Origin of the sequence: Pseudomonas sp. MOIL14HWK12:I2 (assembly GCF_000510745.1) — a bacterium.
Classification (GTDB): domain Bacteria; phylum Pseudomonadota; class Gammaproteobacteria; order Pseudomonadales; family Pseudomonadaceae; genus Chryseomonas; species Chryseomonas oryzihabitans.
In genome coordinates this window covers 206,516-217,782 of sequence record NZ_KI783313.1, presented here as the reverse complement: position 1 = coordinate 217,782, position 11,267 = coordinate 206,516, and the positions used below count along the sequence as shown (strand labels likewise).

Genomic DNA, 11,267 nt, shown 5'->3' with positions numbered 1-11,267 from the left:
TTTGACCTGGATCGCCGAGCGTACCGACGTCAAAAAAGCATCGATTGCCAGGCCGGCCGGTGCGGGCCTACAAGAACGAGCAGAGGTGCATCATGAAGGCGACCGCCTTCCTCGAGGCGCGGCCGGCAGAGCTGGAAGTGATCTTCGCCGCGCCCGACCAGAGCTTTCGCTGGTACGAGCACGACTATCCCTACGCCTTGGCGCGCTGGAATCATCATCCGGAATACGAGATCCACCTGATCCGCCAGGGCAGCGGCCGGCTGCTGGCCGGCGACTATGTCGGGCCCTTTGCCGCAGGTCATGTGGCCATGATCGGGCCGGATCTGCCGCACGACTGGATCGGTGATCTGCCACCCGGCGAGGTGCTCGCGGGCCGTGACGTGGTCATCCAGTTCAACGGCGAACTGTTGCGCTCGCTGAGCGCCGTGGCGCCGGAACTGGGCGATTATCTGCCGTTGCTGGAACAGGCCCGACGCGGCCTGGAGTTCAGCGGCGACACGGCCCGCGAAGCGGCTGCCTTGATCGAGGCGATCGGCCAGGCCCAGGGCGCCGAGCGGCTACTCAGGCTGTTCGCCTTGCTGGGCTTACTGTGCCGGGCGCCGGGAAGCGAGAGGCTCGTCCTGGCCAGTGCCTGTTATGCGCCGGCGCTGGATGCCCGCAGTTCCGCACGGGTGCATCAGGCCTTCGACTATCTGCTGAGCGAACTCACCGAGGATATCCGACTGCCGGTGATCGCCAGGCGCGTCGGCATGAGCGAGGCGGGGTTTTCACGCTTCTTCAAGAAGGTCACTGGCCACGGTTTCATCGAACTGGCGCGCAAGCTGCGCATCCAGCGGGCCTGTCGGCTGCTGCTGCAGGCGGAGCTGTCCATCGCCGCCATCTGTTTCGAGGTGGGCTATTCCAATCTGTCCAATTTCAACCGGCATTTCCGCAACGAGACCGGACGGACGCCCAGTCAGTATCGCCAGGAGCAGATCGGAACCCGGCGTCAGCAGCCGCATGGGTGAGGGCGGGCGAGGGTGTTTGTGTCCTGGGCCGGTAGGCGCTCATAGAGGTAGGCGTACCTGGCCCCGGAGCGCCAGATACGCCGAACACAGCCTTATTCCGCGCTGGACGGCTTGGCCCAGAGGTTGATGTCGCCTTCGACCGCATGGGTGTCGATCTCGGCCAGTTCCTCGGCGGTAAAGCTCAGGTTGTCCAGGGCCGCGACGTTTTCCACGATCTGTTCGGGCCGACTGGCGCCGATCAGGGCGCTGGTGATGCGCGGATCGCGCAGGGTCCAGGCCAGGGCCAGCTGCGCCAGACTCTGGCCGCGGCGCTTGGCGATGGCATCCAGGGCGCGGACCCGGGCCAGGTTCTCGGCAGACAGATGGCCTTGCTGCAGCGACTGGCCACCGGGCTGATTGACCCGGGCTTCGGCCGGAACGCCATTGAGATACTTGTCGGTCAGCAAGCCCTGGGCCAGTGGCGTAAAGGCGATCACGCCGCTGCCGATTTCCTCGGTCGCATCCAGCAGATCCTTTTCGATCCAGCGATTGAGCAGGTTGTAGGCCGGCTGGTGGATCAGCAGCGGGATCTTCCAGTCGGCCAGCAGCTTGGCCATTTCCCGGGTCTTGGTCCCCGAATAGGAGCTGATGCCGATATAGAGCGCCTTGCCTTGCTGGACCGCGGTGGCCAGGGCGCTGGCGGTTTCCTCCAGTGGCGTGTGTTCGTCGAAACGGTGCGAATAGAAGATGTCGACGTAATCCAGGCCCAGGCGCTTGAGGCTCTGGTCCAGGCTGGCCAGCACGTATTTGCGCGAGCCGCCACCTTGGCCATAGGGCCCGGGCCACATGTCCCAGCCGGCCTTGCTGGAGATGATGAGCTCGTCACGATAGGCGGCGAAGTCTTCGCGCAGCAACCGACCGAAATTGATTTCGGCGCTGCCATAGGGCGGCCCGTAATTGTTGGCCAGGTCGAAATGATTGATGCCCAGATCGAAGGCGGTACGCAGCAAGGCACGCTGACGATCCAGCGGCGTGGTGTCGCCGAAGTTGTGCCAGAGGCCCAGCGACAACGCCGGCAGCACGAGACCGCTGCGACCCACGCGGCGGTATGGAATACGGTCATAGCGATCGGAAGCGGCTTGATAAGCCATTCAAAACTCCTCGGGATGGAATACTTGTTGGAAACCCAGGATATTCGCGCGTGGTGACACAGGCGGAGGCGCGACCATCGAAAAAGAGCTCCGGGAACGGATGCCATCCGATTAAAGCTGTCGACGGCATCTTGTACAAACGGCCGCTGCGGATTTTGCGCTGCAGGTGTGCGGTAAGCGGCGATCTGAATTCCTGAAGCAGTCATGTCTGGCAAACTGGCAAGGCGGTAGCGGATTTCAGAAAGCCGCCAGCGTGAAAAGGCAGACACTCGGTGCAGCGCTCCATAACCACAACTTCGCATAATGTATATTATGTTAAATTGGATATGGACCGAGACTGACAACTGCCCTTTGCCATCCCCTCCAGTCTTTGACCTTATCCCTGATCCGGCCACCTGCTCAGACTCTGACTTCCCTACCCTGGCCCTGTCGATCAGCGATCAGCGATCTCTCGACTGATCACCGGCTGCCATCGAGTCCCTAGTTCGCCAACAGCTGCTCCAGTCGCTGCAGGCGCTCCTTGTACACACGCCGTGCGGCCAACGCGTCTTCCAGGGTTACCGCCACGAATCGCGCCTTCTGGTTGGGCTGCAGCTGGCCGATCAGATCCAGGTCGCTGCTGATGACCGTGCCGATCATGGCGTAGCCGCCGCCAGACACGGCGTCTCGGTGCAGGACGATGGGTTCGAGGCCGGCCGGTACCTGGATCGAGCCGATGGGATAACAGCTGTCGACGATATTGGACGGATCCGAGCCGGCGCCAAAGGGTTGTTCGCGCGGCGTGAATTGCAACGGCCGGCCGCCCTTGAATCTGTAACCGATGCGATCGGCTTCGGAGCCCACCGTCCAGGTATCGGCGAAGAACGCCTCGGCGGCGTCCGCAGTCAGGCGGTGATGATAGAGACCCGGCACGACCCGCAGGGTCACCTCGCCACCGCAAGCCGGCACCAGGTCGACTGGCAACCGGACGCCAGGCTTGGCGCCTGTCGCCGGGGTTCCGACAGTCAGTTCGTCACCCGCGGCGAGCCTTCGGCCCTGGAAGCCACCGAGGCCGCCCAGGGTGTACGTCGAGCGACTGCCCAGCACCTCGGGCACGGCGAAACCGCCCGCCACGGCCAGATAGCCACGGGCGCCGGCCTTGAGGTAATCAAACTTGAGCACCTGGCCGGCGCGCACGCTGAAGGCTTCGTCCAGTGGCATTTCGGCGCCGTCCAGGCGTGGCGTCATGCGCGCGCCGCTCAGGGCAACCAGGGCGTCTTCGGTAAAGTGCAGCTCCGGGCCGAGCAAGGTGCATTCCAGGGCGGCGGCGCCGGGTGCGTTGCCCACCAGCAGATTGGCCGCGCGCAAGGCATAGCTGTCCATGGCCCCGGACGGCGGGATGCCCAGGTGGTAGTAGCCTTCGCGACCAAGATCCTGGATCGAGGTGGCCAGGCCGGGTTTGAGTACCTTGATCATGCCGGCTCCTCCATCAGGGTGCGCGGATAGCCACGGGGATCGTCGAGAAAGGCGTCCAGGGAAAAGTCCACCGGACGGATATTCAGGGTGAAGCTACCCTCCTCTACCTCGGCCAGCATCCGGTCGTATTCGGCGCGGTCGATGGCGCGGAAACGGACGATGTCGCCGGGCCGGAAGAACACCATGTGCTCCTGCAGGTAATCGAGGCGCTGGGCCGGATCGTAGATGGGCGCCGGCGTCACGCCGAACATCTGGTAGCCGCCGGCGCCTCGTACCGAGTAGATGCAGCCGAAGCAGCCGCCGTGGCCGAGGGTCTGCTTGGGCGTGTCGGTGCGGGGTCGCAGGTACTTGGGGACCTGCAGCTGCCGCTCGGCCTCGACCATCTGGAACATGAACGGCAATCCGGCGACGAAGCCCACCATGGAGACGAACCAGGGCGCGCCGCTGTGGGCCTCGATGAAGGCCTCGACGTCGGCCAGGCCGTTGATGCGGGCGGCGTATTCCAGATCGGTAGCGGTCGGATCCTGGTGGCGATCGCGAAAGCGCATCAGCGTCTCGTGGGTCCAGGGGTCGTTGTAGAGCACCGGGATCTCGATCAGCCGCGTGGCCAGTTGGCGCTCGGCCACCGCCTGGTCTTCCACGCCCTGGACGGCGGCCAGCAGCCGGTCGGGCGGCAGGACATCGGGATCGAAGCGGATCTGGAAGGAGGCATTGGCCAGGCAGATGTCGTGGATGCCGGGCAGTTGCAGCGCCTGCACCGCGCGGGTCATGGCCAGGCCACGGAAAAACGCCTCCAGGGACATGCTTTCGGACAATTCGACGAACAGGTGCTCGTCGCCGCCGAAGCTATAGCGGATCGCGGTCGTCATGCGGGAATCTCCTCGGCCAACCAGTGTTCCAGGGTACCGGTGTCGAAGCGGGCTTCGATCACCCAGGGTTCGTCCAGCAGGCGGCGATGCAGACTGGCGGTGGTAGCCATGCCGGTCAGACGCAACTGGTCCAGCGCCTGGCGAGCACGGGCCAGGGCCTCGCCGCGATCGGCGCCATGGGCGATGAGCTTGGCCAGCAGCGAGTCGTAATAAGGCGGCACCCGATAGCCCGCATAGAGATGACTGTCGACGCGGATGCCCGGACCCTGCGGCCAGGCGAGCTGCTCGACGGTCCCGGGGCTGGGAAAGAAATTGCGCGCCGGATCTTCGGCGTTGAGTCTCAGCTCGATGGCGGCGCCCTGCAGATGGATGTCTTCCTGGCGCAGCCCCAGGGATTCACCTCCGGCGATGCGCAACATGGCCTGGACCAGATCGATGCCGGTGACCATCTCGGAGACCGGATGCTCCACCTGGATCCGGGTGTTCATCTCGATGAAGAAGAACTCGCCGCGGGCTTCGTCGAACAGGTATTCCAGGGTGCCGGCGCCCCGATAGCCGAGGCTTTCGGCCAGGCGTACCGCGCTGGCGCAGAGAATCTCGCGCTGGGCAGCGGTAAGGACCGGCGATGGCGCCTCTTCCAGGAGCTTCTGCCGGCGCCGCTGCAGCGAGCATTCGCGCTCGAACAGATGCACGGCGCGCTGGCCATCGCCAAGGATCTGCACCTCTATATGCCGAGCGCGCTCGATGAAGCGCTCCAGATAGAGGGCGCCGCTGCCAAAGGCGGTCTGGGCTTCACGCTGGGCGATGGGAAACTCCCGCGCCAGCTCGGCGGCGTCGCGCGCCAGGCGGATGCCCCGGCCGCCTCCCCCGGCCGATGCCTTGATCAGCAGCGGATAGCCCACCGTCGCGGCTGCCGCTATGGCGGCCTCTATATCGGCCGGTTCGCCGGCAGAGCCCGGTACCACCGGGACGCCAGCCGCCAGCGCGGTCCGCCGTGCCTCGGCCTTGTCGCCCATGCGGCGGATGATGTCACCCGAAGGGCCGACGAAGATGGCACCGGCCTCCTCCACCGCATCGGCAAAGGCGGCATTCTCGGCCAGAAAGCCATAGCCGGGATGCACCGCATCGGCGCCGCTGTCTCGCAAGGCCGTGAGCAGAGCCTCTATATCGAGGTAGCTGCGATCCGCCCGCGCCGGGCCGATCACCACCACGGCATCGGCCTGGCGCGCCGCCAGCGAATCCCGGTCAGCCTCGCTGCAGGCCAGTACCGTCTCGATGTCCAGCGCCTTGGCGGCACGCAGGATACGGACGGCGATCTCGCCGCGATTGGCCACCAGCAGACGGCGGATGCCGCCCCCTGTCGTATTCACGAGGCGGCCCCGTTCAGGGTGGCCAGCAACTGACCCGGCTCGACCGGATCCCCGTCCTCGACGGCAAAGGCCGTCAGGGTCCCGGCGACCTCGGCGTGAACCTCGGAGAATTGCTTCATCACCTCGACCAGGCCGATCACGGTGCCGGCGGTGACGGTTTCCCCGACATCCACATAGGGCGCCGCATCGGGCGTGGGTTTGCGATAGAACGTTCCGGGCAGGGGCGAGAGCACCGAATGTTCGGCCATGACGATTCCTCTTCTGGGCAATGTTGTCGGAAAGGCAGGCGTAGCTAAGGGCAGGAGGACCCGGCATCTTGGCGCCGGTGTCCGCATGGAAAACTAGCCGGCGCCCGGGGCGCGGATGGCGATGCCGGCGGCCTCCAGGCGCTGTCGGATGGCCTGGGCCAGGCCCAGCGCCCCGGGGGTGTCGCTGTGCAGGCAGATGGATTCGAAGGCCACCTCGACCTCGCCCCCCTCCACCGTGGCGACCCGTCCCTGCTGGCAGGCTTTGAGCACCCGGTCGGCCACCGCCTGAGGATCCAGCGCGCCCATGCGCCGGACCAGGACGATGGAGCCGCTGGCGTCGTAGTCCCGGTCGGCATAGAACTCGCGTACCAGGGGCTGGCCCAGCTCGCGACCGATTCGCCAGGTGGCCGAATCGGGCAAGCAATAGAGCAGCAGCCCGGGTTCGAGGCGTTGCAGCGTCTCCACCAGCAGCCGGGCCGCCGCCTCGTCCCGGGCCAGGTGCATGAACAGCGCACCATGGGGCTTGAGGTGCTGCAGCCGCAGGCCATGCAGCCGGGCGAATTCACGCAGGGCGCCCAGCTGATAGACGATATCGGCCACCAGTTCGTCGGCAGGCATCTGCAGGGGCCGACGGCCGAACCCCACCAGGTCGCGATAGCCCGGATGGGCGCCGATGGCCACGTTGCGGGCCTTGGCCTGCTGCACGGTGCGCTGCATGAGGCCGGGATCGCCGGCATGGAAGCCGGTGGCGATATTGGCCGAGCTGACCAGGTCGAGCAGCTGGTCGTCCACGCCGTCGCCCAGCGTCCAGGCGCCAAAGCCCTCGCCCATGTCGGAATTGAAATCCACCTCGATCATTGCGGTATTCCCTGGCAGCGGTGCGTTGTCCTCGACCTTAGGACTGCCCTGCCCCCTTGGGAAGATTTATTATCCAAAGCCCAGTGTTCGGAAAAATCGATACCTCAGGACAGTCGCCATGGCCCTCACCCTGCGCCAACTCCGTTATTTCACCGCGACGGCAGAACTGGGGCAGATCTCCCAGGCGGCCATCCACCTGAACATTTCCCAGTCGGCAGTGACCAGCGCCATCCAGGAACTGGAGGGCCTGCTGAGCACCAGTCTGTTCGTCCGTTCGGCGCAAGGGATGGCGCTGACCGATGCCGGTCGGCATTTCCTCAACCATGCCTATGGCATTCTTCGCGGCGTCGACGACGCCCTCAGCAGCGCCCTGCCCGATCACCGCGCCAGCGGCGAGTTGCGCATTGCCGCCAGCTATACGGTGATCGGCTACTTCCTCCCCCACCACCTGCAACGCCTGGCGCAGCTCTATCCCGAGGTGACGGTGGCGGTACACGAGCAGGAGCGCCAGGCCATCGAAGAGGCGCTGCTGGACAGGCGCATCGACATGGCGGTGGTGCTGACCGCCAACCTGACCCACGAGGACATCGTCTCCGAGACGCTCTTCAATTCCGAACGCCGGCTCTGGCTGCCCAGTGGCCATCCCTTGCGCGATCGACCCAACGTCAGTCTGGCCGATGTCGCCCGCGAGCCCTATGTCCTGCTCACCGTCGACGAGGCCGAACAGAGCGCCATGCGCTATTGGCGCCAGGCCGGTCATGAGCCCCAGGTGCGGTTGCGTACCAGCTCGGTGGAGGCCGTGCGCAGCATGGTGGCCAACGGCAGCGGTGTCGCCATTCTTTCCGATCTGGTCTATCGGCCCTGGTCGCTGGAGGGCAAGCGGCTGGAGACCCGCACCCTGGTGGAGCCCATTACGCCCATGAGCGTGGGGCTGGCCTGGCATAGGGAACATTCGCTGACGCCGGCCATGCAGGCCTTTCGCAGCTACTTCCACAGCGCCTTCCTGGCGCCCCAGCAGTTGGGTGCGCGGCGATGATTGCAGGGATAAATCCTCACGAGCGAAAGGATTCGATCCGTATAACCGTCTGAATAGCTAAAATCCTCACGACCTTGAGGATTGTACCGGCTATCCCTTTGGAGTTAGCCTGATCCTCACACTCGTGAGGATAAATCATGCAGGTGCTACTCAAAAATGCCGCCGACCTCGGTGCCCTCGTCCGCCAGGCGCGCAAGGCCCAGGCCCTGCGCCAGGACGACGCCGCCGGTAGCCTCGGCGTCAGTGAAAACTTTCTCGGCAAGGTCGAGCGCGGCGGCGAAACCGTCCAGTGGGGCAAGCTGTTTCAGGTACTGGAAGGCCTGGGCGTGCGCCTGATCGTGGATCTGCCCCCCGAGGTGGAAGCCCAGCCGGATACCCGGACACCATGAGGCGTGAACTCCTGGCCTGGATCGACGACCAGCTGGTGGGTCGGCTGGCTGACGAGAACGGTATCTGGTCATTCCAGTACGAATCCGGTTGGCAGGCCTTCGGACTCTGTCCGCAATTGCCCTTGCAGCCAGAGCCGCTGATCGATGGCAGTTCGCAGCGACCGGTGCAGTGGTACTTCGACAACCTGCTACCCGAGGAAGGCCAGCGGCAACTGCTCGCCCAGGATGCGCGTCTGGAGGCCGCCGATGCCTTCGCCCTGCTCAGCTGGTACGGCGCCGAGTCCGCCGGCTCCCTTACCCTGCTCGCCGAAGGCCAGCGCCTGCCACCGGGGGATCGCCGCCCCCTGAGCGACGCCGACCTCTCCCGACGGATCAAGGCCATGCCGCAGCTGCCACTGACCCACGAGGCGCACAAGCGCATGTCGCTGGCCGGCGCCCAGCACAAGCTGGCGGTGATCCTTGATGAGCAGGGGCTGCAGGAACCCGTGGGCGCCCTGCCCTCGACCCATATCCTCAAGCCGGACCATCCCCACGAGGCCTTCGCCCATTCGGTGATCAATGAGTGGTTCACCATGCGCCTGGCGGGTATGGCCGGGCTGATCGTTCCTGCCGTCGAGCGCCGCTACGTACCCGAACCGGTCTATCTGATCGAGCGCTTCGACCGCGTCCGCACCCCGGGGGGCTGGCAGCGACGCCATGGCATCGACGCCTGCCAGGTGCTGGGGCTGGATCGTCATTTCAAGTACCAGGCAGGCAGCGTTGAACGCCTGGCCGAGCTGGCCCGGCTGTGCGAGGCGCCCGCCGTGACCCGGACGCGGCTGTTCAATTGGCTGGCGTTCAACGTGCTGGTGGGCAATACCGATGCCCATCTGAAGAATCTGGGCTTTCTGGTCTCACCGCGGGGGCTCGCCCTGGCGCCCTGCTATGACCTGCTCTGTACGGCGGTATACGAGAGTCGCGCCTTCGACCAGCAGCGCTGGCCGGACGCAACCACCCTCGCCTGGCCGATCCTGGGTGAAAACCGGCTGGCGGCCATCGACCGCGAGCGATTGCTGGATACCGCCGAGGTGCTGGGTATCAAGCGCTCGCCGGCTGCGGCCCAGTTGCAACGCCTGCGCCAGCGCCTGCCCTCCCAGGCTCAGCAGTTGCTGGAACAGACCGAGCGGGAGAATCAGGTTCTGGCCGCCACGCGACCGGAGTTGCGGGCAGTCTTCGCCGGCGAGTTGCGCTGCCTGCGGGCGATCAGGGCGCTGATTGCCGAACAGGTCGAGCGGCTGGCCTGACGGACCTGCTGCTGACGGCTACGCTCAAAGCGGCAACACCGCCAGCAGCCGCTCGCGTCTGAGCTGCTGCAGGCGAGCGATCAGCTCGCCCGTAGGCGTGCCGCCCGTGAACCTTTGCAGGCGCTGACCGGCGACCGATCCCAGCCATTCCAGCTCGTTAACGCCTTCCGGCTCGACCGCCAACAGCAGGCAGTCACCGCCCAGCCGGGACAACAACCCCACGATCCGGCTGCGTGGACCCTGCGCCAGCCACTCCTCGTGCAACCCGACGGCGTCCTCCAGCTGCAGCACCGGGAGGTCGCTGCAACCGGGCAAGCCGCTGCGCAGTTCAGCCGTCACTGCAGGGTCGAGATCGCCATGCAGGATGACCAGCGCCACGGCCGGTCGGAGGTCGTCTACCGCTGTCCAGGGTTGGCTCGTCATGCTGGACCTCCTCGTAGCCGGTCGTGGCCTGGGCTCAGGCGAAGGCGTTGTGATAGGCGTTGAGCGCCGGTGCGCCCCCGAGGTGAACATAGAGCACCCGGCTGCCCTTGGCGATCTCGCCACTGCGCGCCATGGCGATCAGACCGGCCATGGATTTACCCTCGTAGACCGGGTCGGTGAGCATCCCCTCCATCTGCGCGGTGTAGCGGATGGCCTCGACGGTGGGGCCATCCGGCAAGCCGTAGTCGGGGCCGCAGAAACGCGGCTCGATGATGACGTCCTCGTCGCGAATCTCCTTGTCCAGGCCAATCATCTCCGCGGTGTTGCGCGCGATCTTGGTCACTGCAGCGCGGGTCATCCCGGCGTCCGCCGCCGTGTCGATACCGATGAGGCGACGCTCGCGCTCCTGGGCGCGAAAGCCCACCACCATGCCGCCCTGGGTCGAACCGGTACAGGTGGCCGTGACTACGGTATCGAAGAAGAGGCCCTGGTCGCGCTCCTGCGCCGCCAGCTCGTCGGCGAAATGGGCATAGCCGAGGCCCCCCAGGGGATGGTCCGAGGCGCCGGCGGGAATGGCGTAGGGCTTGCCGCCCTCACGACGCACTTCGTCCAGGGCGCGCTCCCAGGTCGCCTTCACCGCGGTGGAGTAGCCCTCGCCTTCCAGCAGCGTCTGGGCGCCCATCAGGCGGGACAGCAGGATGTTGCCGACCTTGTCATAGACCGGGTCTTCCCACTTGGTCCATTCCTCCTGGACCAGCCGGCACTTCATGCCCAGCACCGCGGCGACGGCGGCTACCTGGCGCGTGTGGTTGGATTGGATGTTGCCGATGGACACCAGGGTATCGCAGCCCTGCGCCAGGGCGTCGGCGGCCAGCCATTCCAGCTTGCGCACCTTGTTGCCGCCATAGGCGAGACCGGAGGAGACGTCGTCACGCTTGGCCCAGAGTTCGATACCGAGGTCCTTCGACATGCGCTCCAGCTTGTGCAGGGGCGACGGGAAATAACCGAGCTTGACGCGGGGAAAACGTTTTTCGAGATCCAGGGACATAGCAGCGACTCCAGTGGTGAGAGAACGCCTTCAATGCTAGGGAAAACGTTGAAAAAGGTGCTTTCGAATAAGCGGTACGAAATCTGCTTTCCTTTTGGCCATTTCGATTTCTTCCCATAGACGTTCTTCCAGAAACCACTTTTCAAGGAGA

General features: G+C 65.4%; 12 protein-coding genes. 4 read left to right on the top strand and 8 right to left on the bottom strand.

Annotation, left to right across the window (positions count from 1 at the left end; genetic code table 11):
• Nucleotides 1-92 precede the first annotated feature (92 nt).
• Entirely contained in the window at nt 93-1,007 is a 915-nt protein-coding gene (locus PSK12I2_RS24035; RefSeq protein ID WP_037007812.1) for an AraC family transcriptional regulator, read from the top strand.
• Nucleotides 1,008-1,099: 92 nt separating this feature from the next.
• On the opposite strand, the gene mgrA is transcribed toward PSK12I2_RS24035, so the two are convergent.
• The 6 genes from mgrA to PSK12I2_RS0117285 form a co-directional block, all read right to left on the bottom strand.
• On the bottom strand, nt 1,100-2,137 hold the full coding sequence (gene mgrA, locus PSK12I2_RS0117310; protein ID WP_007161728.1) for an L-glyceraldehyde 3-phosphate reductase: 1,038 nt from the start codon (nt 2,135-2,137) through the stop codon (nt 1,100-1,102).
• 480 nt (nt 2,138-2,617) lie between these two features.
• Nucleotides 2,618-3,592, bottom strand: coding sequence for a biotin-dependent carboxyltransferase family protein (locus PSK12I2_RS0117305; protein WP_027599352.1), 975 nt, complete (start codon nt 3,590-3,592; stop codon nt 2,618-2,620).
• Nucleotides 3,589-4,461: an allophanate hydrolase subunit 1 gene (locus PSK12I2_RS0117300; protein ID WP_027599351.1), complete on the bottom strand. Its 873-nt coding sequence runs from the start codon at nt 4,459-4,461 to the stop codon at nt 3,589-3,591. The genes PSK12I2_RS0117305 and PSK12I2_RS0117300 overlap by 4 nt, the downstream gene beginning before the upstream one ends.
• Entirely contained in the window at nt 4,458-5,831 is a 1,374-nt protein-coding gene (locus PSK12I2_RS0117295; protein WP_027599350.1) for an acetyl-CoA carboxylase biotin carboxylase subunit, read from the bottom strand. The genes PSK12I2_RS0117300 and PSK12I2_RS0117295 overlap by 4 nt, the downstream gene beginning before the upstream one ends.
• The gene (locus tag PSK12I2_RS0117290; RefSeq protein ID WP_027599349.1) at nt 5,828-6,079 is read right to left on the bottom strand and encodes an acetyl-CoA carboxylase; all 252 of its coding nucleotides are present in this window, start codon (nt 6,077-6,079) and stop codon (nt 5,828-5,830) included. The genes PSK12I2_RS0117295 and PSK12I2_RS0117290 overlap by 4 nt, the downstream gene beginning before the upstream one ends.
• A 93-nt stretch (nt 6,080-6,172) precedes the next feature.
• Entirely contained in the window at nt 6,173-6,937 is a 765-nt protein-coding gene (locus tag PSK12I2_RS0117285; RefSeq protein ID WP_027599348.1) for a 5-oxoprolinase subunit PxpA, read from the bottom strand.
• Between the two features lie 118 nt (nt 6,938-7,055).
• Between PSK12I2_RS0117285 and PSK12I2_RS0117280 the strand changes: the two genes are divergently transcribed.
• From PSK12I2_RS0117280 to PSK12I2_RS0117270, 3 genes are all read left to right on the top strand, one after another.
• Nucleotides 7,056-7,973, top strand: coding sequence for a LysR family transcriptional regulator (locus tag PSK12I2_RS0117280; protein WP_027599347.1), 918 nt, complete (start codon nt 7,056-7,058; stop codon nt 7,971-7,973).
• Between the two features lie 137 nt (nt 7,974-8,110).
• Nucleotides 8,111-8,362 carry a helix-turn-helix domain-containing protein gene (locus PSK12I2_RS0117275; protein WP_007161735.1) on the top strand — a complete coding sequence of 84 codons (252 nt, stop codon included), beginning with the start codon at nt 8,111-8,113 and terminating at the stop codon, nt 8,360-8,362.
• Nucleotides 8,359-9,645 (top strand): HipA domain-containing protein, encoded by a 1,287-nt coding sequence (locus PSK12I2_RS0117270; protein ID WP_027599346.1) that lies wholly within the window; start codon nt 8,359-8,361, stop codon nt 9,643-9,645. The genes PSK12I2_RS0117275 and PSK12I2_RS0117270 overlap by 4 nt, the downstream gene beginning before the upstream one ends.
• 24 nt (nt 9,646-9,669) lie before the next feature.
• Here PSK12I2_RS0117270 and PSK12I2_RS0117265 read toward each other — a convergent pair whose 3' ends face one another.
• Together PSK12I2_RS0117265 and PSK12I2_RS0117260 are read right to left on the bottom strand one after the other, a co-directional pair.
• Nucleotides 9,670-10,068 (bottom strand): hypothetical protein, encoded by a 399-nt coding sequence (locus tag PSK12I2_RS0117265; RefSeq protein WP_027599345.1) that lies wholly within the window; start codon nt 10,066-10,068, stop codon nt 9,670-9,672.
• 34 nt (nt 10,069-10,102) lie between these two features.
• Nucleotides 10,103-11,116 (bottom strand): 1-aminocyclopropane-1-carboxylate deaminase, encoded by a 1,014-nt coding sequence (locus tag PSK12I2_RS0117260; protein ID WP_007161738.1) that lies wholly within the window; start codon nt 11,114-11,116, stop codon nt 10,103-10,105.
• Between the last annotated feature and the right edge of the window lie 151 nt (nt 11,117-11,267).